Origin of the sequence: Bacteroides sp. 1001302B_160321_D4, assembly GCF_015667765.1 — a bacterium.
Classification (GTDB): domain Bacteria; phylum Bacteroidota; class Bacteroidia; order Bacteroidales; family Bacteroidaceae; genus Bacteroides; species Bacteroides xylanisolvens.
In genome coordinates, this window is sequence record NZ_JADPLO010000008.1 from 13,802 (window position 1) to 36,526 (window position 22,725).

The 22,725-nt window shown below is 43.5% G+C and carries 19 protein-coding genes; 16 read left to right on the top strand and 3 right to left on the bottom strand.

Annotation, left to right across the window (positions count from 1 at the left end; translation table 11 throughout):
• The first annotated feature begins 5 nt into the window (after positions 1-5).
• The 12 genes from KFO40_RS04965 to KFO40_RS05020 all read left to right on the top strand — a co-directional run bounded on the left by KFO40_RS04965 (position 6) and on the right by KFO40_RS05020 (position 15,416).
• Positions 6-1,262, top strand: a complete 1,257-nt coding sequence (locus KFO40_RS04965) for a hemolysin family protein (protein ID WP_049703277.1) — start codon at positions 6-8, stop codon at positions 1,260-1,262.
• 119 nt (positions 1,263-1,381) lie between these two features.
• Entirely contained in the window at positions 1,382-3,523 is a 2,142-nt protein-coding gene (locus KFO40_RS04970) for a peptidylprolyl isomerase (RefSeq protein WP_004301881.1), read from the top strand.
• 211 nt (positions 3,524-3,734) lie between these two features.
• On the top strand, positions 3,735-7,088 hold the full coding sequence (locus tag KFO40_RS04975) for a DUF4062 domain-containing protein (protein ID WP_211146143.1): 3,354 nt from the start codon (positions 3,735-3,737) through the stop codon (positions 7,086-7,088).
• 103 nt (positions 7,089-7,191) lie between these two features.
• Positions 7,192-8,226, top strand: a complete 1,035-nt coding sequence (gene rlmN / locus KFO40_RS04980; protein WP_008017001.1) for a 23S rRNA (adenine(2503)-C(2))-methyltransferase RlmN — start codon at positions 7,192-7,194, stop codon at positions 8,224-8,226.
• Between the two features lie 18 nt (positions 8,227-8,244).
• Positions 8,245-9,285 carry a DUF4837 family protein gene (locus tag KFO40_RS04985; protein ID WP_211146144.1) on the top strand — a complete coding sequence of 347 codons (1,041 nt, stop codon included), beginning with the start codon at positions 8,245-8,247 and terminating at the stop codon, positions 9,283-9,285.
• Between the two features lie 4 nt (positions 9,286-9,289).
• Complete coding sequence (gene pdxA, locus KFO40_RS04990; RefSeq protein ID WP_117513694.1) at positions 9,290-10,384, top strand: 4-hydroxythreonine-4-phosphate dehydrogenase PdxA; 1,095 nt, start codon at positions 9,290-9,292, stop codon at positions 10,382-10,384.
• A 9-nt stretch (positions 10,385-10,393) separates the two neighbouring features.
• Positions 10,394-11,635 (top strand): sigma-54 interaction domain-containing protein, encoded by a 1,242-nt coding sequence (locus KFO40_RS04995; protein WP_004301887.1) that lies wholly within the window; start codon positions 10,394-10,396, stop codon positions 11,633-11,635.
• Positions 11,622-12,149 carry an LptE family protein gene (lptE, locus tag KFO40_RS05000; RefSeq protein ID WP_004309799.1) on the top strand — a complete coding sequence of 176 codons (528 nt, stop codon included), beginning with the start codon at positions 11,622-11,624 and terminating at the stop codon, positions 12,147-12,149. Before KFO40_RS04995 ends, lptE begins: the two co-directional genes overlap by 14 nt.
• A gap of 5 nt (positions 12,150-12,154) precedes the next feature.
• On the top strand, positions 12,155-12,928 hold the full coding sequence (locus tag KFO40_RS05005) for a hypothetical protein (protein ID WP_049703275.1): 774 nt from the start codon (positions 12,155-12,157) through the stop codon (positions 12,926-12,928).
• A gap of 6 nt (positions 12,929-12,934) precedes the next feature.
• Positions 12,935-13,330: a preprotein translocase subunit SecG gene (gene secG / locus KFO40_RS05010; RefSeq protein WP_008020992.1), complete on the top strand. Its 396-nt coding sequence runs from the start codon at positions 12,935-12,937 to the stop codon at positions 13,328-13,330.
• 249 nt (positions 13,331-13,579) lie between these two features.
• Positions 13,580-14,968, top strand: a complete 1,389-nt coding sequence (locus tag KFO40_RS05015; protein ID WP_004309797.1) for an MFS transporter — start codon at positions 13,580-13,582, stop codon at positions 14,966-14,968.
• 97 nt (positions 14,969-15,065) lie between these two features.
• Entirely contained in the window at positions 15,066-15,416 is a 351-nt protein-coding gene (locus tag KFO40_RS05020) for a PqqD family protein (RefSeq protein ID WP_004301892.1), read from the top strand.
• Positions 15,417-15,434: 18 nt separating this feature from the next.
• Here the strand turns inward: KFO40_RS05020 and KFO40_RS05025 are convergent, their stop codons facing one another.
• The 3 genes from KFO40_RS05025 to KFO40_RS05035 form a co-directional block, all read right to left on the bottom strand.
• Entirely contained in the window at positions 15,435-15,719 is a 285-nt protein-coding gene (locus tag KFO40_RS05025; RefSeq protein ID WP_004301893.1) for a hypothetical protein, read from the bottom strand.
• A 37-nt stretch (positions 15,720-15,756) separates the two neighbouring features.
• On the bottom strand, positions 15,757-16,824 hold the full coding sequence (locus tag KFO40_RS05030; protein WP_211146145.1) for a DUF4831 family protein: 1,068 nt from the start codon (positions 16,822-16,824) through the stop codon (positions 15,757-15,759).
• Between the two features lie 72 nt (positions 16,825-16,896).
• Positions 16,897-18,408 carry a bifunctional ADP-dependent NAD(P)H-hydrate dehydratase/NAD(P)H-hydrate epimerase gene (locus tag KFO40_RS05035; RefSeq protein WP_008021001.1) on the bottom strand — a complete coding sequence of 504 codons (1,512 nt, stop codon included), beginning with the start codon at positions 18,406-18,408 and terminating at the stop codon, positions 16,897-16,899.
• A gap of 1,061 nt (positions 18,409-19,469) precedes the next feature.
• Here KFO40_RS05035 and KFO40_RS05040 point away from each other — a divergent pair.
• The 4 genes from KFO40_RS05040 (at position 19,470) to KFO40_RS05055 (ending at position 22,638) form a co-directional block, all read left to right on the top strand.
• Positions 19,470-19,694 carry a winged helix-turn-helix domain-containing protein gene (locus KFO40_RS05040; protein ID WP_004301899.1) on the top strand — a complete coding sequence of 75 codons (225 nt, stop codon included), beginning with the start codon at positions 19,470-19,472 and terminating at the stop codon, positions 19,692-19,694.
• A 193-nt stretch (positions 19,695-19,887) separates the two neighbouring features.
• Positions 19,888-21,432, top strand: coding sequence for a peptide MFS transporter (locus KFO40_RS05045; protein WP_004325025.1), 1,545 nt, complete (start codon positions 19,888-19,890; stop codon positions 21,430-21,432).
• Between the two features lie 40 nt (positions 21,433-21,472).
• Entirely contained in the window at positions 21,473-22,009 is a 537-nt protein-coding gene (hpt, locus tag KFO40_RS05050; RefSeq protein ID WP_004308350.1) for a hypoxanthine phosphoribosyltransferase, read from the top strand.
• Between the two features lie 59 nt (positions 22,010-22,068).
• On the top strand, positions 22,069-22,638 hold the full coding sequence (locus KFO40_RS05055) for an adenylate kinase (RefSeq protein ID WP_004301902.1): 570 nt from the start codon (positions 22,069-22,071) through the stop codon (positions 22,636-22,638).
• Positions 22,639-22,725 lie beyond the last annotated feature (87 nt).

Consider the following 22,725-nt stretch of genomic DNA (forward strand, 5'->3'; position numbering starts at 1 on the left):
AACTTATGAATATTTATATCTCTCTAATTATCACCATGGTCTTTTCCGCTTTCTTTTCAGGAGTGGAGATTGCCTTTGTGTCGGTAGACAAACTGCGTTTTGAGATGGAACGCAAGGGGGGAATTACGTCCCGCATCCTTTCTATCTTCTTCAAGAACCCGAATGAATTTATCTCTACCATGTTGGTGGGGAATAATATCGCACTGGTTATCTATGGTATCCTGATGGCACAGATTATCGGCGACAATCTGCTGGCGGGATTCATAGACAATCATTTCCTGATGGTGTTGGCGCAGACCGTTATTTCTACCCTGATTATCCTGGTGACCGGAGAGTTTTTGCCGAAAACAATCTTCAAAATCAATCCCAATCTGGTCTTGAATGTTTTTGCCATTCCGCTTATTGTTTGTTATGTGGTTCTCTATCCCATCTCCAAATTAGCCTCCGGCTTGTCTTGTATCTTCCTTCGCCTCTTTGGAATGAAGGTTAATAAGGATGCGTCCGACAGAGCTTTTGGAAAAGTCGATCTGGACTATTTCGTACAAAGCAGCATTGATAATGCCGAAAATGAAGAAGAGCTGGATACGGAAGTGAAAATCTTCCAGAACGCCCTCGACTTCTCGAACATAAAAATCCGCGACTGCATCGTTCCCCGTACCGAAGTGGTGGCTGTCGATCTGACTACCTCGCTGGACGAGCTGAAAAGCCGCTTCATAGAATCCGGAATCTCCAAGATAATCGTGTATGACGGGAATATCGATAACGTAGTCGGCTATATCCATTCGTCGGAAATGTTCCGTGCCCCGAAAAACTGGCATGAGAATGTGAAACAAGTGCCGATTGTGCCCGAAACGATGTCCGCCAACAAACTGATGAAACTCTTCATGCAGCAAAAGAAAACGATTGCCGTAGTGGTGGATGAATTTGGCGGTACGTCCGGCATCGTGTCTCTGGAAGACCTCGTTGAAGAAATTTTTGGAGATATAGAAGACGAACACGATAACACTTCCTATATCAGCAAGCAGATCGACGAACGCGAGTATGTGTTGTCCGCCCGCCTGGAGATAGAAAAAGTCAATGAGACGTACGGACTCGACTTGCCCGAGTCGGATGATTATCTGACAGTAGGAGGGTTGATCCTGAACCAATATCAGAGCTTCCCGAAGTTGCATGAAGTGGTCCGGGTAGGACGTTATCAATTCAAGATAATTAAGGTCACAGCGACAAAAATAGAACTCGTGCGATTAAAAGTCTTGGAATAATGACGATAATCAAGAAATTTTTAGCCAATAAATAGATGCATATTAGCATTTTTTGTATCTTCGTGCGCTAAAACGACAAAAGAAAGAAATAATAATAAACATAAATCGTATTAATCAAAATGGCAACGTTACAAAACATTAGGTCGAAAGGACCTCTATTGGTGATTGTTATCGGCTTGGCGCTGTTTGCTTTCATTGCAGGTGACGCATGGAAGGTGATGCAGCCGCATCAGGCACATGACGTAGGTGAGGTGAACGGAGACGCTCTTTCCGCTCAAGAGTATCAGAATTTGGTAGAAGAATATACCGAAGTGGTGAAACTCATGCGTGGGGTGACCGCCTTGAATGACGAACAAACCAATCAGGTGCGCGATGAAGTATGGCGTTCCTACGTAAACAATAAACTGATCGAAAAAGAAGCAAAAGCACTGGGACTGACTGTTTCTGCTGCTGAAATCCAGGACATCCTGAAAGCAGGCGTTCATCCTTTGTTGAGACAAACTCCTTTCCAGAATCCGCAAACAGGAAACTTCGACAAGGATATGTTGAACAAGTTCCTCGTGGAATATGCCAAGATGAGCGAATCACAAATGCCGGCACAGTATGCTGAACAATACAATAACATGTATAAATACTGGTCTTTCATTCAGAAAACTCTGATCGAGAGCCGTCTGGCAGAAAAGTATCAGGCATTGGTGTCTAAAGCTCTTCTTTCCAATCCGGTGGAAGCACAGGACGCTTTCGACGCAAGAGTGAACCAGTACAACGTGTTGATGGCTGGTATTCCTTACTCTTCTGTAGTGGACTCTACAATCGTAGTGAAAGAATCGGAACTGAAAGACTTGTATAACAAGAAGAAAGAACAATTCAAGCAATATCAGGAAACTCGTGACATCAAGTACATTGATGTACAAGTGACTGCAAGTGCTGAAGACAGAGCTGCTATCCAGAAAGAAGTGGACGAAGCTACTGAACAGTTGGCTACTACTACGGAAGATTATACTTCTTTCATCCGCTCGACTGGCTCGGAAGCTCCTTATGTAGACTTGTTCTATAACAAAACAGCTTTCCCGTCAGATGTAGTTGCCCGTTTGGACTCTGCTTCGGTAGGTACTATTTATGGTCCTTACTATAACGGTGCCGACAATACAATCAACTCTTTCAAAATTGTAGCTAAAGCTGCTGCTGCCGATTCTGTCGAATTCCGTCAGATTCAGGTATACGCAGAAGATGCTGTGAAGACAAAGACATTGGCTGACAGTATCTACAACGCGATCAAAGGTGGCGCTAACTTTGCTGATCTGGCAAAGAAATATGGTCAGACTGGTGATGCAAACTGGCTAACTTCTGCACAGTACGAAGGTGCACAGATAGACGGCGATAACCTGAAATTCATCTCTGCTATCAACAATACAGGTGTGAACGAATTGGTAAACTTGCCGATGGGACAAGCAAACGTAATTCTTCAGGTAACGAACAAGAAATCTGTAAAAGACAAATATAAAGTAGCTGTTATCAAACGTGAAGTAGAGTTCAGCAAAGAAACTTACAACCGTGCTTATAATGATTTCAGCCAGTTTATCGCAGCTAATCCGAGTGTAGAAAAGATGGTAGCTAACGCTGAAGAAGCCGGTTACAGATTGCTCGACAGAATGGATTTGAGCAGCTCTGAACACAATATCGGTGGTGTAAGAGGTACAAAAGAAGCGTTGAGATGGACATTTGATAAAGCAAAACCGGGTGATGTTTCCGGCTTGTACGAATGTGGCGAAAGCGATCACATGATGGTAGTAGGTCTGGTAGGCATTAAGCCGGAGGGATATCGTCCGTTGAAAGCAGTACAGGATCAGTTGAGAGCTGAAATCGTAAAAGATAAGAAAGCTGAAAAGATTATGGCTGACATGAAAGCTGCCAATGCAACTTCATTCAACCAGTACAAAGAGATGACTAATGCAGTCAGCGACTCTTTGAAGATGGTTACTTTTGCAGCTCCTGCATACGTATCAGCATTGCGCAGCAGCGAACCGCTGGTAGGTGCTTATGCTTCTGCAGCTGAAGTAAATCAGTTGAGCGCTCCTATCAAAGGTAATGCCGGAGTATTTGTATTGCAGGTATACGGCAAGGACAAACTGAACGAAACATTCGACGCAAAAGCAGAAGAAGCTACGCTGACTAACATGCACGCACGTTTTGCCAGCCGTCTGATGAATGATTTGTATCTGAAAGCAAACGTAAAAGATACACGCTTCTTGTTCTTCTAAACAAGTAGTAAGTAATAGATAGTAGGCACGGATTACACGGATTTACGCGGTTTAAATTTTTGAGGGAACCGCGAAACCCGTGTAATCCGTGCCTTTTTTGTGCTCGTTTTTTTTGTTTATGGTCTTTGTTATCTGATTAAATTTCCATATCTTGCCAATCTTTATCAATTGGCTTTGCAAAATACTTCATTAACTAATACGAATCTATATTATGACTAAACAACTAGCCCAGTATTCAGTTCCCGCTGAAAATTCACGTGTTATCCGTGTTTTCCTTTCGTCAACGTTCAGAGACATGGAGATGGAACGTTCTGCATTAGTCAAACTCTTTAAGGGTTTGCAAGTGAAGGCTGCCAGCCGTGGTGCCACCATTTCATTGGTTGATTTGCGTTGGGGAATCACAGAAGAAGATGCGAAAAGCGGCAAGGTTGTTGAAATATGCCTGAAAGAGATCGTTAACTCCCGGCCTTTCTTCATTGGTATGGTAGGCGACCGCTATGGATGGTGTCCCAGTTATGAAGATTTATCTCAAACTCTCAATGACAGCTTGGAATATCGTTGGATAGAAGATGACTTGAATCACCATTTGAGTGTGACGGAAATTGAAATGCAGTTTGGTGTACTGCGCAATCCCAATCCGTTACATGCCTATTTTTATATAAAACAGTCGGCAGATGATGAACTGTCTTGCCCTGAAGAGGAGTCTCTTAAACTGAAACGTCTGAAAGAGAGTATTTTGCAACAGGATCGTTATCCTGTGCAGGAGTATGATTCGCCCGATCAGTTGTGTAACCTTGTGGAAGCTGCTTTCACGGAATTGCTTGAACGGGAGTTTCCGGATGTACTGACCGTTGAAGATAATCAAGCATTGCAAGAACAACTGACGCGCAATGAACTCTTATTCAATTATCACCCAATACCTGAAGCAGATCAGGCGTTTGCTGATTTTTTGGCGGTGGATGAACAGCGGTGTCTGGTGGTAACGGGCGGTTGCGGTCTTGGCAAGAGCGCTTTGTTGGCTCATTGGAGCGATTTAGTGAACAATGATATGCCGATGATTCCTATCTATCATCGCTTGGATAGTACTACATTGTCTTCTTATCCGGAAACGTTGGCGAGAATGTTAGCTTCCAAATGCCAGAACGCACTCAAACATCAATCTTTGGGTGAAGAAAATTTGTTCGCGGCGGAAGTTTCAAAAGAACTGGACTCGACCCAGAGCACTGCCAAATCCATCATGGACGCCGTGAAAAACTCGGTTTTGATGGGAGATGCTGGCTTGAACACTTTTTCAGGGAATACACTTCGAAACCTCAAGGAGATTGAAGAAGATTTGAATTCTATTCAAAAGTTCAGTCAGTTGTGGAGTGCGTTGGGTGCATCAAGATACCCTATCATTCTGTTGATTGATGACATCAGTTATCTGAATCCGACTGAAGCATCCTTGTTTTCTTTATTTGCATCTATTCCCTCGAATGTGAAAGTCGTGTTGAGCTTTTCTGCGTCATCCACTGCCTACCTGCCCTTTGTTCAGAATGGCTACGCCCATTTCCAGTTGAATGGTTTTTCACAGGCGGATGCCAAGTCGTTCTCAAAGCAATATTTGTCTACTTACTCCAAGGCTTTGTCCGCACAACAGGAAGATATTCTTGCTTCGTGGGTGCTGGCTAAACAACCGCGCTGTTTAAGTGTATTGCTCAACGAGCTGGTTTCGTTCGGTCAGTACGATGCTCTCAATGAATATATGAGTGGATATTGCCGGCTCAATGAGGTTGGGCAATTCTATGACAGTGTGTTACGGCGTTTGTCGGCTGATTATGGTTTCGAAGAGATTGGAAGAACGCTTCTGATGCTTTCACTTACTTTAGAAGGATTTACCGAAGATGAAGTGAAGAGCATGGCAGACATTAATCAGATACTTTGGTCGCAGTTGAGAGTGGAAATGAGCAGCTGGCTCACCAACAAAGGAGGACGATATTGCATTGGTGACACACAAATGGTAGAAGCGATCGAACGCTATTTCGCTCAAGATGACGAATGTATAGATGATAGTCGCCATGAAATTATTTCCGCTCTGCTGGATGAGGAAGAGATCCTTTCCCATCCGTTGACTTTTGCCGATTATAACTATCGCATGAAACAGTTCTGCTACCATGATTCGTATCGCTATAAAGTGGAGATTACCTATCAATGCTATAAGATGCAAGAATGGGATATATTGAAGGATTGGATTTGTGATGTGGAGATTTTCGAGATTCTGTATCGCACGAATCGTTCTCTGTTGGAAGATAGCTGGAAGGCGATCATGAACGACAATCCTGAAGTTACGCCTGAAGTCTATGCCGAATTGGACTTTGATGAGATCGATTCTTTTTTAATTCCTGTTATTGCTAATGATATGGCTACTTTCTTGAGCAGTTCTTTCCATCTGACGAAGGCGGCAGCTGCTGTGAGTGAGAAGAGTATGGAAGGTGCTGCCATGCCACTAATAGCCAAGTCGGTATTGAAGATGAATGAGGGATGCCGGTATGCCCGTAATGAAGAATACGAAACGGCATGCGACTGTTTCCTGAAAGCATTGGTGATGCAGGAAAACATAGTACCGACTCCGGAACTGGAGATTGCCAACACCTGCCGAAATCTAGCTCTGGCATATTACTACAATGAGCAATACAATGAAGCAGTGACCTATCTGAATAGGGCGCTTGATTATCATGCAGCTTCTGCTGACGAGAAGAGTCAGGCAGAAGTCATTGAACTTTCCGAATATCTGGCTTATTGTGATTACTATAAGGATGAGGAAGAGAGTGCTGCCGAGAAATTCCGGAAAGTAGCTGAAATGCACGAGTCGTTGAATGGCAGACTGTCCGGTGGAGTGGCTAAATGTTTGCGTATGCAGGGTAAATGTCTTTATTATATCAAACGATACGATGAAGCATGGATGCTGATGAATCAGGCGTTGGACATTGCTATACAGATAGATAGCAAAAAACAGATCGTCGCTTGTCATAAACAGTTGTATTATCTGTGCAGGGAATTCAAACGGATGATGAATGAACGTGGCGATGAGCAGGCATCTACTTTATTCTTCCGTGAGTCTCTTCTGCATGAAATGTATTTCAGCGAAAAACCGCGTCTGGCGGAACTGACTGTCCGCTACGAGGCATTGAGATGTGATATTATGCAGCAGTATTACATGAATAAAGACTATGATAACGTGATTCGTATTGCAACGTCTTTGGATTTTCACGATGATACTGACCCTAATGCTTCCTGTCTGGTATATTATTACAAAGCACAGGCTTATGTGAAGTTGGAGAATTATCCAATGGCGAAAGAGGCTTTCTTCAGAGAACTTGAACTGCGAAAGAAGTATTTGGGATGGGAGGAAGAAGATACGATTCTGGCTTGTCAGAACTTAGGGGTTTTGCACAGCTTTTGTAATGAACGGGAAGAGGCGCTGGCTTGTTTCCGTGAGGCGTACGGTCATGAAGTGAAAAAGAATGGAGAGGATTCTGAAATGGCGCAAAAGCTACTTCAATATATCAGCGTGGTTGAATCATAACGGAGGCATACTTCCCTTTTTTGTTAACTTTTACATTCCTGCTATACGGAAATCGACTTTATTTCCTTACATTTGCAGATATAAACTATCAACAGAAAGAAGAATGTCTAAATATCCCCTTTTAGGAATGACTCTTGTAGAGCTTCAATCATTGACAAAAAGACTGGGTATGCCCGGCTTTGCTGCCAAGCAGATTGCATCCTGGCTTTACGAAAAGAAGGTAGCCTCGATTGATGATATGACTAATTTGTCATTGAAACACCGGGAGTTGCTCAAGCAGAACTATGAGGTGGGAGCGGAAGCTCCGGTAGATGAAATGCGCTCTGTAGATGGTACGGTGAAGTATCTTTATAAAGTGGGTGAGAACCATTTTGTAGAGTCGGTTTATATACCGGATGATGACCGGGCAACGTTGTGCGTGTCGTCACAAGTAGGTTGCAAGATGAACTGTAAGTTTTGTATGACCGGCAAACAGGGGTATACGGCTAACCTGACCGCCAGCCAGATCATGAACCAGATTCATTCGCTGCCGGAACGGGACAAACTGACTAATGTCGTAATGATGGGAATGGGCGAGCCGCTCGATAACCTGGATGAGGTATTGAAGGCATTGGAACTACTGACCGCTACCTACGGTTACGCATGGAGTCCGAAGCGTATCACGCTTTCTACAGTCGGGCTACGGAAAGGATTGCAGCGTTTTATCGAAGAAAATGACTGCCACCTTGCCATCAGCCTTCACTCTCCGCTGACCGTTCAGCGTGCTGAATTAATGCCGGCGGAAAAGGCGTTTTCAATCACCGAAATGGTGGAACTGTTAAAAAACTATGATTTTAGTAAACAACGTCGACTTTCGTTTGAATATATTGTTTTTAAAGGGCTCAATGATTCGCAGGTCTATGCCAAAGAGTTGCTGAAACTTCTTCGCGGGCTGGATTGCAGGGTGAATCTGATTCGTTTTCATGCCATACCGGGGGTAGACCTCGAGGGGGCGGACATGGATACGATGACCCGTTTTCGTGATTATCTGACGTCACACGGACTTTTCACCACTATCCGTTCATCCAGGGGCGAAGATATTTTTGCCGCTTGCGGTATGCTGTCGACAGCGAAACAGGAGAAAAATAATGAAAGTTAATATATAAAACCGAACATCATGAAAAAGTACTCTTTTATTTTATGCATCGCTTTGGTAACCTTTGTCGTTGCATCTTGTGGTCTGAAAGGAAATCACACCTCTAGTGGTCGTGCTTACGAGCTTTTGGTTGTAGTAGATCACGGTGTTTGGGATCGTGCTGCCGGAAGGGCTTTACATGATGCGCTCGATGCTGATATGCCCGGTTTGCCGCAGTCGGAACCTTCTTTCCGGATTATGTATACTTCACCGAAAGATTATGATTCTACGCTGAAGTTGATACGTAACATTATTATTGTAGATATACAGGATATATATACGAAAGCCTCGTTCAAATATGCGAAGGACGTGTATGCCAATCCGCAGATGATATTGACTATCCAGGCTCCGAACGAAGAAGAGTTTGAGAAGTTTGTGGAAGAGAACAAAAAGACGATTGTCGACTTCTTTACCCGTGCGGAAATGAACCGTCAGATTACGTTCCTGGAAGGGAAACACAGTAACTTCATTTCGCAGAAAGTGGACAGTTTGTTCGGATGCGACATCTGGGTGGATGCCGAACTGGCTAATTCAAAGACCGGGGATGATTTCTTCTGGGCTTCTACCAACACAGGTACTGCCGACCGTAACTTTGTGATGTACTCTTATCCGTACACTGACAAGGATACGTTTACCAAAGAATATTTTGTGCACAAACGTGACTCCGTGATGAAAGCCAATATCCCCGGATTCAAGGAAGGCGTTTATATGTCGACCGATAGTTTGCTGACCGATGTCCGTCCGATCAATGTACAGAACAGCTACACAATGGAAGCACGTGGCTTGTGGCGTATGAAGGGCGACTTTATGGGTGGTCCGTATGTATCTCATACTCGTCTGGACGAGAAAAACCAACGAATTATTACAGCAGAAATATTTGTTTATTCACCTGATAAAATGAAACGCAACCTGGTACGCCAGATGGAAGCATCTCTGTATACACTGAAACTTCCGAATGAAGTTCAGCAGAAGCAGATTCCATTGGGAGAAGCATCTAAGGAAGCGGAACAAACTAATAAATAAAAACATGGAAGATAACAAGATAAGGATAGGTATCACCCAAGGAGATATTAACGGGGTGGGCTATGAGGTGATTCTTAAGACATTTTCCGACCCTACAATGTTGGAACTATGTACTCCGATCATTTATGGCTCACCGAAAGTAGCGGCTTATCATCGCAAAGCGCTGGATATACAGGCCAATTTTAGCATTGTCAACTCTGCTACCGAAGCGGGGTACAACCGTTTGAGCGTGGTGAACTGTACGGATGATGAGGTGAAAGTGGAATTTTCCAAACCCGACCCCGAAGCCGGTAAAGCTGCGCTGGGGGCTTTGGAACGTGCCATCGAAGAATATCGCGAAGGGTTGATAGACGTTATCGTAACAGCTCCGATCAACAAACATACGATTCAGTCGGAAGAGTTCTCCTTCCCCGGACATACGGAATATATCGAAGAACGTCTGGGCAATGGTGATAAGTCATTGATGATTTTGATGAAGAATGACTTCCGGGTGGCTTTGGTGACGACACATATCCCTGTCAGAGAGATCGCGACTACGATTACCAAAGAACTGATTCAGGAGAAACTGATGATATTCCATCGTTGCCTGAAACAGGATTTCGGTATCGGTGCTCCGCGTATTGCGGTGCTCTCTCTCAATCCTCATGCCGGAGACGGTGGTTTGTTGGGAATGGAAGAGCAGGAAGTGATTATCCCTGCCATGAAAGAAATGGAAGAAAAAGGAATCCTTTGCTACGGTCCTTATGCGGCCGACGGCTTTATGGGTTCAGGCAATTATACTCATTTTGACGGTATCCTGGCGATGTATCACGATCAGGGGCTGGCTCCGTTCAAGGCCTTGGCTATGGAAGACGGGGTGAACTATACGGCAGGCCTGCCGGTAGTACGTACTTCTCCGGCTCATGGAACGGCATACGATATTGCAGGCAAGGGATTGGCTTGTGAAGATTCTTTCCGTCAGGCAATCTATGTTGCCATCGATGTGTTCCGTAATCGTCAGCGGGAAAAAGTGGCTCGTGCCAATCCGTTGCGTAAACAGTATTACGAGAAACGTGACGATAGTGATAAACTGAAGCTGGATACAGTAGACGAAGATTAAAAACGAGTGATGACAAGAGCAGAGATACAACAAGTGAAACAACGTTTCGGTATTATAGGTAATACCGAAGCATTGTCGCGCGCCATAGATGTTGCCATTCAGGTAGCTCCTACCGATTTGTCTGTGCTGATTACCGGAGAAAGTGGAGTCGGAAAAGAAAGTTTTCCGCAGATTATTCATCAATATAGCCGGAGGAAGCACGGACAGTATATTGCTGTCAACTGTGGTGCTATTCCGGAGGGCACGATTGATTCCGAACTGTTCGGGCATGAGAAGGGTGCGTTTACCGGTGCGATTGGCGAACGGAAAGGGTACTTTGGCGAAGCCGACGGTGGTACTATTTTCCTTGATGAAGTAGGGGAGTTGCCGATGCCTACCCAGGCGCGTTTGCTCCGTGTGTTGGAGAGTGGCGAGTTTATAAAAGTAGGTTCGTCCAAAGTGCAAAAGACGGATGTTCGTATTGTGGCAGCTACCAATGTCAATCTTACACAAGCGATTGCAGAAGGACGTTTCCGTGAAGATTTATATTACCGGTTGAATACGGTGCCTATCCAAATACCGCCTTTGCGTGAACGTGGTGACGATGTACTTTTGTTGTTCCGTAAGTTTTCCGCAGACTTTGCAGAGAAATACCGGATGCCTGCTATTCAGTTGACGGAGGATGCGAAGAAAGAGTTGTTGGCTTACCCGTGGCCCGGAAACGTGCGCCAGTTGAAGAACATCACCGAGCAAATATCTATCATTGAAACCAACAGGGAGATCTCTGCTGCTATCTTGCAGAATTATCTTCCTGCACAAAATACGCAACGTCTTCCCGCGTTGATGGGAACGCGTGAGAGTAAAGGCTTTGAGAGCGAGCGGGAGATTCTTTATTCTGTTCTGTTCGATATGCGCCAGGAAGTGGCGGAGCTGAAGAAGATGGTGCACAACCTGATGGCGGAACGTGCCGGACAGGTGGGGCAGGTAGGACAAATGGGAACGGTGGTTACTACTCCGGTAGTGACGGCGCATCAACCTTCGGTACCTGCTATCATTCACACCATGCAGCCCACAGTTTGCAAGGATGATGATGACATACAAGACACGGAAGAATATGTAGAAGAATCTCCTTTGTCACTGGACGAAGTGGAGAAAGAAATGATACGCAAGGCACTTGAGAGGCATCATGGAAAGCGGAAGAGTGCGGCCAAGGACTTGAATATTTCCGAGCGTACACTTTATAGAAAAATAAAAGAATATGAATTGGATTAAGAAAATAATACGCCCTTTGTTACTGTTCGGCTTGCCGTTGGTAGTCATTGCGTGCACTGTTTCCTATAAGTTTAACGGATCGTCTATCAATTATGATAAGGTAAAGACTATTTCGATAGCCGACTTCCCGATCAAGTCGGAGTATGTATATGCTCCGTTGGCAACCAAATTCAATGAGGACCTGAAAGATATCTTCATCCGGCAGACCCGTCTGCAACTGCTCAAGCCGAATCAGAATGCGGACTTGCAGATTGACGGAGAAATCACAGGATACAATCAGTACAACCAGGCAGTATCTGCCGACGGTTATTCTTCGGAGACGAAGTTGACTATTACCGTCAATGTGCGTTTTGTCAACAATACCAATCATGCCGAAGACTTTGAACAACAGTTTTCTGCGTTCCGTACCTACGACTCTAGCCAGTTGCTGACTGCCGTACAGGACGGATTGATTGCTGAAATGTCTAAAGAGATCACCGACCAAATTTTTAATGCAACTGTAGCAAACTGGTAATATAAATGACTTCTGTTAACTTTCAACAATGGATTCAGCATCCCGAGACGCTGAATAGGGATACTTTGTACGAACTGCGCAATCTTCTTGCGAGGTATCCGTATTTTCAGTCACTTCGTCTGCTGTATCTGAAGAATCTGTATATTCTCCATGATATTAGTTTTGGTGGAGAACTGCGGAAAGCAGTTCTTTACATTGCAGACAGACGGCAGTTGTTCCGGTTGATTGAAGGTGACCGCTATGATGTGCAGGCACGGAAAAAGGGAGTACCTCTCACGGAGGTGCTGAAAGACGAACCGTCCGTAGACCGCACATTAGCATTGATCGACGCTTTCTTGTCCACAGTACCCGAAGAGGTGACTGCCCGCACCAGCTTCGACTATTCGATGGATTACACTTCTTATCTTTTGGAGGAGACTCCGGCCACGGAACAGTCGTCCGAAGAAACGCCCAAACTTAAAGGCTACGAACTGATTGACGACTTTATAGAAAAGAGCGAGAGCGACTCTCCCCTCTGCATGAAACCTTTAAGAGAAGAAATGCCATCTTCGCCAACCTCTTCGGACGAACCTACCGAAGAAGAAACGATGAAGGAAGAAGAGGAAGATGACAGCTGTTTTACGGAAACTTTGGCAAAAATCTATGTTAAACAGCAACGATATTCAAAAGCTCTTGAAATAATTAAAAAATTAAGCTTGAAATATCCAAAAAAAAATGCTTACTTTGCAGACCAAATCAGATTTTTGGAGAAATTGATTATTAACGCTAATTCAAAATAACTAAAAATGTACTTATTATTCGTTATCTTAATGGTTATTGCAGCCTTGTTGATGTGTTTCATCGTGCTGATTCAGAACTCAAAAGGAGGCGGACTTGCTTCTGGTTTCTCTTCATCTAACGCCATCATGGGCGTGCGCAAGACTACAGATTTTCTGGAAAAAGCAACATGGGGCTTAGCTATCTTCATGGTGGTAATGAGCATTGCTACTGCTTATGTAGTTCCTCGCTCTGCTGTTGCTAAAGACGCAGTGTTGGAACAGGCACAGAAAGAACAACAGACTAACCCGTATAACTTACCCGCAGGTACGGCTGCGCCGCAAACTGAAGCTCCTGCTACCAATGCACCTGCTACAGAAACTCCGGCACCGGCTGCTGAAACTCCTGCTCCTGCAGCAGAGTAATTCACTCCGTTGTCAGGTAAGACTTTGGGGTAAAACCATTAATGGGAAGGTGCAGACGGATGCTGCATTTCTTTGATATTTAAGTGCGGATTACGCAGATTACACGGATTTTCAATCTTCCGCGTGGTCAGTGTAATCCGCACTTAACTTTTTCTTGTAAAAACAATCTCTTTTTGATAGAAACAAACGAGATTTAACTACCTTTGTTGGTCGTATGAAGATTATTAACTACTATTTTTAAATATAACAATGACAGAACATTTGAAACAGAAATTGAATGACTCCGCCGTACTCCGATGGAGTGTTCTAGCATTAGTCGCATTTACTATGCTATGCGGCTATTTCCTCACCGACGTAATGTCTCCTCTAAAACCCATGCTTGAGAAAGAACTACTATGGGACAGTCTTGATTATGGTTTCTTCACAAGCGCTTACGGGTGGTTTAATGTATTCCTATTGATGCTGATTTTCGGTGGTATCATTTTGGATAAGATGGGAGTTCGTTTCACCGGAATGGGGGCTTGCTTATTGATGGTGTTTGGTTGTGGATTGAAATACTATGCGATTTCTACTACTTTTCCGGAAGGTGCCATGCTCTTCGGATTCAAAACACAGGTAACCCTGGCTGCATTGGGGTATGCTATCTTCGGTGTAGGTGTGGAAATTGCCGGTATCACAGTTTCCAAGATTATCGTGAAATGGTTCAAGGGTAAGGAAATGGCGTTGGCTATGGGACTTGAAATGGCTACGGCACGTATCGGAACAACTCTGGCAATGGTGCTCACGGTTCCTTTGGCCGACTTTTTCGGATCTACGGATGAGAGTGGCACATTTCATACCAATATTCCTGCTCCGATTTTGTTTTGTCTGATTATGTTGTGCGTGGGTACGATTGCTTTCTTCCTTTATACTTTCTATGATAAGAAGTTGGATGCTTCTTTGGATGCAGAGGGATTGGAACCGGAAGAGCCGTTCCGTATGAAAGATATTGTGTATATCATTACCAATAAAGGATTCTGGCTGATTGCATTACTATGTGTATTGTTCTACTCGGCTGTATTCCCCTTTATCAAGTATGCTGCCGACTTGATGGTGCAGAAGTATAATGTAGATCCGAAGTTGGCGGGAACGATTCCCGGATTGTTGCCGATTGGTGCGATTATCCTGACTCCGTTGTTCGGCTCGCTTTATGACCGTATCGGTAAGGGAGCCACATTGATGATAATCGGATCAGTGATGCTTATTTTTGTGCATACGATGTTTGCTCTGCCTATACTGAATATATGGTGGTTTGCTACTATCATCATGATTATATTGGGATTTGCCTTCTCGTTGGTGCCTTCAGCTATGTGGCCGTCTGTTCCGAAGATTATTCCGGAAAAACAGTTGGGTACTGCATACGCATTGATTTTCTGGGTACAGAACTGGGGATTGATGGGTGTTCCTTTGTTGATCGGATGGGTGTTGAATACTTATTGCAAAGGTCCGGTAGTAGACGGTGCACAGACTTATGACTACACGTTGCCGATGGCTATTTTTGCTCTCTTTGGTGTGCTTGCTCTGATTGTGGCTTTGATGTTAAAGGCAGAGAACAAGAAGAAGGGATACGGTCTGGAAGAGGCGAATATCCAAAAGTAACTAGGAAATTCAATACCTAAAGTGACAAAGGAATTTTGTATCAAGGTGTAAACAGAAGAGTATCAGTATGAATACTCTGAAATAAAAAATAAGAAATATGGCTGCCAAAGAGAAAATCAACCTGTTAGAGGTCATTCCCTGTCGCAGTGAACATATTACAGCAGAAAGGGAAGGGGAGACAATTGTGCTCTCCTTTCCCCGTTTTAAATATCCGTGGATGCAACGCTTCCTTGTGCCGAAAGGAATGTCGAAAGAACTTCATGTGAAATTGGAAGAACACGGTACGGCTGTATGGGAACTGATAGATGGAAAACGCAATGTTCGTGAGATTATAGAAAAACTCGCAGACCACTTTCAAAATGAAGAGGGCTACGAGTCGCGTGTATCGGCTTATCTTTCTCAAATGCAGAAAGATGGATTTATAAAACTGGTGATACCAGTTGCATAAATAGGAATTTATTATTATTTATTTGATAAATACAGCCCAAAGTATGACGGCAATTGCTATCAGGACCCCCATGATAATAAGCGTTCCCCAAACAAAATAATTGCTGTCTTTCTCTTTCTTTTTCTCCGAGTCGTGGATGATACGTTCCATTTCTTCGGGGGTGGTGTTGGGTAGTGGATAAGGTTCGTTTGCACGGTTTAGATGCTTCAACTTATCGTTAGCACGTTCACGACGTAGGCGGGAAGCTTCCCGTCCCTCTTTTATTCGGCGTATCATGTCGAATGCATGTCCTTCACCAACCATATTCTTTGTTTTTTAGAAGTTCACTTCCTTCGTTTTTCTATTTCCCTTCTTCTCTGTCCACTTTGAGCAATCCTCCCGTATTCGGATCAAAATAAACTTTGATGGTAGAATTCTTATTGAACAAAACCGGAGCCAGATATTCTATCACACCGAATTGAGTAATAGGAAGCTCACCTTCATAAAGTTTCTTTTTACCGTCGGTCAGTGTAACCATAGCTTGTCCGGGTACGTTGTAGGCGATTCCATCCAAATCTTTCTTCTTCTTACCATCTTCCTGTGGCATCTTGACCGATTTCAGGTCTTTCAGACTGATATAAAACGGAGTTCCTGCCAAATCATTGTTGGCAACTACACCTAACTTCTTCGAGAAGCGGAAGGCAACTTCATTGTTGAATTCCTTGTCAGGGGTAAGGCGGACAGTGAATGTTCTCTCTTCTTTGTTGCAGGTGCCGGAGAACATTTGCGTCATGGCTTCTTCCTGTGCATTCAGATTGTCGAGCATAATTTTAAGCTGTGCCCCATCTGAAGGCATATTATCAGCTTGTCCGCGCAATAAGGCATTTTTGCTTTCGCGGATGTTATAGATTTCTTTAGCCACCAGCTCGGCCATCTTGGCGGTAGAACTAGCCATCAGAATCTCCTCGGTCAGGAATTCACGAGGATTCGCTTTCTTTTGGAGGACTGCGGGAGCGGGAGCAACTTTTTTGCTTGCACTGCTATTGCTGTAAGGAACATTGATCGTTTTCACAATGCCATCCTCTGTCAGTTCCATGAGCGGTGCTACTGTCTTATCCTTCAATTTTACGAAATACGTAGTTTCGCTGTTGGGCACACCTACGGATTTCACTTTTACGCTAGCTAGTTCCCAATACTCTTCAGGGTCGGCGGAGACGTTGGTCAGTCGCAGGTAACGATCAGCATATTTGCTGAATTCTCCCGGAGTATAGTTGACTTTGTTGGCTTTTATTTCAAGTTCTATTTGGGTTTTGGGAAGACTGTAAACCACTCCATAGTCTTTTCCTCGGGTAACCCCTGTCAGTACTTCGGTTTGTGCATAGGCGGACGTTGTCATAAGTAGTCCTGCTGCTATAATCAACTTTTTCATATTCGGTTCTTTTTAACTGGTTTTGAAAACAAAGTTAATGAAGTTATTGAAAAAAGGGTAACTTCTTAACTTTTATTCGCTTACAAGTCGCCATGCTGTCGGCAGACAGGTGATAATATCGCTTGCGATCATTCCGATCATTCCTTGCTTCTTTTGAGCGACATCGCCCGCCAGTCCGTGAATGTAAGTGCCGATTTTAGCGGCTTCCTCGGTGGGGTAACCTTGGGCAAGCAGCGCTAGTATTACTCCGGTCAGTACGTCACCGCTACCTCCGGTTGCCATTCCCGGATTTCCGGTTGGGTTGAAGAAACATTTACCTTCGGGGGTGATGATGGCGGAGTAGGCTCCTTTTAAAATAATGTGAACATGGGCGGCACGGGCCAGTTCGCAGGCCTTCATCAGACGTTCGTAAGAGTCCTGGCATTTGCCGGTCAGACGTTCCAGTTCTTTCGGATGCGGGGTGAGGATGGAACCCTTCGGTAGGTGGGTAAGTGCATGACGGTGGTTGGCGAGGATATTAAGTGCGTCGGCATCCACTACAACAGGAGTCTGGCAGTGTTCCAGTTGTTCCAACAAGGCAGCTTCCGTTTCCTCGTTTCGTCCCAGTCCCGGGCCGATGCCGACTGCTTGATAGTCGTCCGTGTCGGTAGGTACGGCAAAACAGGTTTCGTTGATGTCGGTTTCTACGATTGCTTCGGGTATGGAGGTTTGCAAGATGTCGTTGTTGCACATTGGCGCATGGACAGTCAGCAACCCTACTCCCGAACGGAGGCAGGCGCGGGCAGCGAGAACAGAGGCTCCTGCCATTCCTTTTGAACCGGCAATCAATAGTGCATGGCCGAAGTTCCCCTTGTGGGCAAACTGTTTGCGTGGCTTGATGAGTGAACGGATTTGCTCTATTTCCAACATTTCGTAGTTCGTTTCCATCTCTTCAATACCGTCTTCGCTTAATTGGATGTCCAGCACTTCCCATTCTCCGACAAATTCCGTGTTCTCTGCGAAAAGAAAGGCGAGCTTCGGCAGTTGCAGACTGAAAGTTACGTCGGCACGGATAATATTAGCTTTTACGTTGAATGTATTTTCTTCTCCCATCAGTCCGGAAGGAATGTCGATGGCTACTACCATGGCAGGGGAGGAATTGATGTATTTCACTACGGCAGCGAATCCGCCGCTTAACGGTTTGTTCAGGCCTGAACCGAATAATCCGTCGATTACCAGATGGTCGGGCGTCAGGGCGGGAGGTACGAATTGGGTACTGATCTCGTGGAATTTTACTTCTTCCATCATTTCTACCAGTTCTTTATTGGTCTGGCAGTCGGGTGAAAGTTCTCCTTTCGTGTTGAAGAGAAATACCTCGATTTTATATCCTTTTTCAGCCATCATGCGGGCTACGGCGAGAGCGTCTCCGCCATTATTCCCCGGTCCGGCAAAGATAGTGACCGGCGTTTCCGTATTCCATCTGTCTGTGATGGCTTTTGTTAATACGGTTGCTGCACGTTCCATCAGATCGATTGATGCAATAGGTTCGTTCTCAATGGTATAAGCGTCCAATTTCTTGATACTGCTGCTTGGAAATATTTTCATTGCGATGTTCTTTTAGTTTTCGGATTACAAATGTACATGATTCTTCTGACTTTTCCCGTTTGTTGTGGGAAGAAAACCATAATTGCAACTTTTAATTCATCATTAGTTCTATCTTTGGGTCAGAAAAATATCTGCTTTTGAACTATTAAGTGTTAGAATAACTCCGCCAAAAAATAATTCAATGCAGCACCATTATGAACTTACTTTTATTTCTCCTGAAAAAGATTTCTTCATTTCATTTCTCATATTCTCATTGTTTTTCGATAAACGAAAGCTAATCAAATAGATATCTTATGAGAAATACTTCTTCAAAACGGTATTTCTCATAAGTTCTCCCATATTTTGGCTCAAAAGCCACCTTATTCTCATTGTACTTCAGGGTATTTCTCATAGTCAAAAGCCATTTGTTCTTCCTTTTTTCTTTCAGCCTGCCTTATTTTTATCAGGAAATGAAGCTACTATTTAGATAAAATAGTGGCTTTTTGCTTGAAGATGCTCATTGGTCTCGATTGTCCCATATATTGTGGGAAAGTTTTCCTTCAATATACAGGAATACTTTCCCACAAAATAAGGGAATACTTTCCCAAGCCTTAGGGAATCTTTTCCCACAATATGTGGAACTAAGACACTGTGTATGGAAGCAAGCAAAAGGAATACATAGTTTTATTTATTCAATGTCAGCTTCCGGCACACTACACTATGAGAAATGAAGCAAAATCCGGGTTATTTTGCGAAGAAACTATGAGAAATGCCTGTTTTTAAATCATTTCTCATAGTCTATCTTATTAGTTTACTGCCACTTGTTTTTTATTTATGAGAATATGAGAAATGAAAAATCTTTTTCTGTAGAGGCGCGGATGGAAATTGTGTTTAGTTTATCGCCATACCTTCTTAAACAAATTTTTAATGCGGTTCCCCTGATTAAGCCTTTGATTATTTGCCGTTTCCGATAAAAATGTTATCTTTGGAGATAGATAATGTGCATCACATTATTTTCCAGTGCTCACAATGAAAATGAATTAAAATCTAAATAACGGATTGTTTAATCTTCTAAAGTTTGCATGATGGAAAAGACAAAAATTGGCTTGAATGCCGGGAAAGTATGGCGCATCTTAAATGAAAAAGGTGAACTTTCAATGTTCGATTTGTGCCGTGAATTAAGTTTGACGTTTGAAGACGTAGCTCTCGCTATTGGTTGGCTGGCCCGAGAAGACAAGATCTTTTTGAGGAAAAGAGAAGGAATGCTTTTTGCCAGTATCGAAAATGTCGAATTTACTTTTGGCTAAGGTGGTAGCTAACTTACATTTAAGATGGATCTCCACTTTATTATTTACACTGCTAAAAAAGTAATGAAGTGGATCAGTAGGATTTTTTATGCTCGTTTTTACTATTCCCCCTATTATTCTGTTTGATAAGAGAAGCATCTAATCTACTTTTTCTGTACCTTTGCACCCCATAAACTACTAAACACATAAATTCATGAGTGCATTGAAAGGGCATCCGAAAGGCCTTTATTTGATTTTCGCGACAAGCACGGCAGAACGTTTCAGTTATTACGGTATGCGTGCGATCTTTATTCTTTTCCTGACGCAGGCATTATTGTTTGACAAAGAAGCGGCAGCATCCATCTACGGCAGCTATACCGGACTAGTTTATTTAACCCCGTTGATTGGCGGATACATTGCCGATAAATATTGGGGAATCCGTCGTTCCGTGTTTTGGGGAGCGGTGATGATGGCAGTCGGACAATTCCTGATGTTTATGAGTGCTTCCACTTTAGATAATACGAACCTTGCCCACTGGATGATGTATGGCGGACTAGGCTTCCTGATCTTGGGCAATGGTTGCTTCAAACCCACTGTCTCTTCTCTGGTAGGTCAGCTCTACGAACCCGGAGACAGGCGGTTGGATGCTGCATACACCATTTTTTATATGGGAGTGAATGTAGGCTCTTTTGCTGCTCCTTTGATTTGTGGTTATCTGGGTGATACCGGTGATCCGCATGACTTTAAATGGGGATTTCTTGCAGCCGGAATCATGACACTGTTCACCGTTGTTCTTTTCGAGACTCAAAAGAATAAATATCTTTTTTCTCCTTCCGGAGAACCGATTGGTATTATCCCCGATGCTAAACGTGAAAAGAAAGAAGACAAGGCCGACCATATCTCACACCCGAAGATGGACAAACGTACCAAAGTACGTAATACCCTTGTAATCACAATTCTTACCATTGCTTTAATAGCCTTCTTTAACTATGCATTTGAAGGCGATTGGGTGAGTATCGGCATTTTTACCGCCTGCATTGTTTTCCCTGTTCTGATCTTGTTAGACGGTTCATTGACCAAAATAGAACGCAGCCGTATTTTCGTTATCTATATAGTAGCCTTCTTTGTCATCTTCTTCTGGGCAGCCTACGAACAGGCGGGAGCTTCTTTAACTCTCTTCGCATCCGAACAGACGAATCGTGACATATTCGGTTGGGAAATGCCGGCTTCATGGTTTCAATCCTTCAATCCACTGTTTGTAGTTGTCCTGGCATATATCATGCCGGGTGTATGGGGGTTCCTGAACAAGCGAAAGATGGAACCTGCTTCTCCTACCAAACAAGCGATTGGTCTGTTACTCCTTTCTTTAGGTTATCTTTTCATCTGTTTCGGAGTGAAAGATGCAGTTCCCGGAGTGAAAGTGAGCATGATTTGGCTGACAGGACTTTACTTTATTCATACCATGGGTGAAATAGCTTTGTCGCCTATCGGACTTTCAATGGTAAATAAATTGAGTCCGCTGCGTTTCGCCTCCCTGATGATGGGAATCTGGTATCTGTCTACTGCCACAGCTAATAAATTTGCGGGAATGTTGAGCGGACTCTATCCGGAAGCCGGAAAAGTGAAGTCAATCTTTGGTTATCAGATTGCTACCATGTATGATTTCTTTATGGTATTCGTCGTAATGTCCGGTGTTGCTTCGTTGATTCTGTTCCTTCTCTCGAAGAAATTACAGAAGATGATGCACGGGGTAGAATAAAAAATCGTATTTTTGCAAGGTTATTTTTAAATTACCGGTTATGGATACCATTCAGATAAAAGACAAATTGTTTACCGTTTCTATTAAGGAACAAGAAATTCAGAAAGAAGTGATTCGCGTAGCGAACGAAATTAACCGCGATTTGGCAGGTAAGAATCCGCTTTTTCTTAGTGTGTTGAACGGTTCGTTCATGTTTACCGCTGATTTACTGAAGCACATCACCATCCCTTGTGAAATCTCATTTGTGAAGTTGGCGTCTTATCAGGGCATCACTTCCACCGGAGTGATTAAAGAGGTAATCGGCCTGAATGAAGACATTGCCGGACGTACCATTGTGATCGTAGAAGATATCGTAGACACAGGACTGACGATGCAGCGACTGCTCGAAACATTAGGTACACGCAATCCCGAAGCTATTCATATCGCTTCTCTGTTGGTGAAACCTGAAAAGCTCAAGGTAAACCTCAACATTGAATATGTAGCGATGGAAATCCCGAACGACTTTATCGTAGGTTACGGACTGGATTATGATGGTTTCGGACGTAATTATCCCGATATTTATACAGTAGTAGATTAATATTAAATAGGTACCAGTTTAAATGGTAAATAGTAAATCGTTAAATTGTAAATAACAAAATGTTGAACATCGTAATTTTCGGTGCTCCGGGTTCAGGAAAAGGAACACAGAGCGAACGTATCGTAGAAAAGTATGGAATCAATCACATCTCGACAGGAGATGTATTGCGTGCTGAAATCAAGAATGGCACAGAACTGGGTAAAACAGCTAAAGGTTACATCGACCAAGGTCAATTGATTCCTGATGAATTAATGATTGATATTCTGGCAAGCGTATTCGACAGCTTCAAAGATAGCAAAGGTGTAATTTTCGACGGTTTCCCAAGAACAATTGCACAGGCAGAAGCATTAAAGAAAATGTTGGCAGAAAGAGGACAGGACGTTTCTGTAATGGTTGATCTGGATGTTCCGGAAGAAGAACTGATGGTACGTCTTATTAAACGTGGCAAGGATTCCGGTCGTGCTGATGATAACGAAGAAACAATCAAGAAACGTCTGCATGTATATCATTCACAGACTGCTCCACTGATCGACTGGTACAAGAACGAAAAGAAATACCAACACATCAACGGCTTGGGTACTATGGAAGGTATCTTCGCTGAAATCTGCGAAGCAGTAGATAAATTGTAATAATACAATATTATAAATAAATAAGTCAGTAGCCGGAGTGTTCTAATTAACTGCTCTAACTACTGACTACTTTAACTCTTTAAAAAA

What these genes read in the sequence shown, in the direction of transcription:
- KFO40_RS04965 (WP_049703277.1), top strand. Translation starts at nt 6, where the DNA reads ATGAATATTTATATCTCTCTAATTATCACCATGGTCTTTTCCGCTTTC.
- KFO40_RS04970 (WP_004301881.1), top strand. Translation starts at nt 1,382, where the DNA reads ATGGCAACGTTACAAAACATTAGGTCGAAAGGACCTCTATTGGTGATT.
- KFO40_RS04975 (WP_211146143.1), top strand. Translation starts at nt 3,735, where the DNA reads ATGACTAAACAACTAGCCCAGTATTCAGTTCCCGCTGAAAATTCACGT.
- rlmN (WP_008017001.1), top strand. Translation starts at nt 7,192, where the DNA reads ATGTCTAAATATCCCCTTTTAGGAATGACTCTTGTAGAGCTTCAATCA.
- KFO40_RS04985 (WP_211146144.1), top strand. Translation starts at nt 8,245, where the DNA reads ATGAAAAAGTACTCTTTTATTTTATGCATCGCTTTGGTAACCTTTGTC.
- pdxA (WP_117513694.1), top strand. Translation starts at nt 9,290, where the DNA reads ATGGAAGATAACAAGATAAGGATAGGTATCACCCAAGGAGATATTAAC.
- KFO40_RS04995 (WP_004301887.1), top strand. Translation starts at nt 10,394, where the DNA reads ATGACAAGAGCAGAGATACAACAAGTGAAACAACGTTTCGGTATTATA.
- lptE (WP_004309799.1), top strand. Translation starts at nt 11,622, where the DNA reads ATGAATTGGATTAAGAAAATAATACGCCCTTTGTTACTGTTCGGCTTG.
- KFO40_RS05005 (WP_049703275.1), top strand. Translation starts at nt 12,155, where the DNA reads ATGACTTCTGTTAACTTTCAACAATGGATTCAGCATCCCGAGACGCTG.
- secG (WP_008020992.1), top strand. Translation starts at nt 12,935, where the DNA reads ATGTACTTATTATTCGTTATCTTAATGGTTATTGCAGCCTTGTTGATG.
- KFO40_RS05015 (WP_004309797.1), top strand. Translation starts at nt 13,580, where the DNA reads ATGACAGAACATTTGAAACAGAAATTGAATGACTCCGCCGTACTCCGA.
- KFO40_RS05020 (WP_004301892.1), top strand. Translation starts at nt 15,066, where the DNA reads ATGGCTGCCAAAGAGAAAATCAACCTGTTAGAGGTCATTCCCTGTCGC.
- KFO40_RS05025 (WP_004301893.1), bottom strand. Translation starts at nt 15,719, where the DNA reads ATGGTTGGTGAAGGACATGCATTCGACATGATACGCCGAATAAAAGAG.
- KFO40_RS05030 (WP_211146145.1), bottom strand. Translation starts at nt 16,824, where the DNA reads ATGAAAAAGTTGATTATAGCAGCAGGACTACTTATGACAACGTCCGCC.
- KFO40_RS05035 (WP_008021001.1), bottom strand. Translation starts at nt 18,408, where the DNA reads ATGAAAATATTTCCAAGCAGCAGTATCAAGAAATTGGACGCTTATACC.
- KFO40_RS05040 (WP_004301899.1), top strand. Translation starts at nt 19,470, where the DNA reads ATGATGGAAAAGACAAAAATTGGCTTGAATGCCGGGAAAGTATGGCGC.
- KFO40_RS05045 (WP_004325025.1), top strand. Translation starts at nt 19,888, where the DNA reads ATGAGTGCATTGAAAGGGCATCCGAAAGGCCTTTATTTGATTTTCGCG.
- hpt (WP_004308350.1), top strand. Translation starts at nt 21,473, where the DNA reads ATGGATACCATTCAGATAAAAGACAAATTGTTTACCGTTTCTATTAAG.
- KFO40_RS05055 (WP_004301902.1), top strand. Translation starts at nt 22,069, where the DNA reads ATGTTGAACATCGTAATTTTCGGTGCTCCGGGTTCAGGAAAAGGAACA.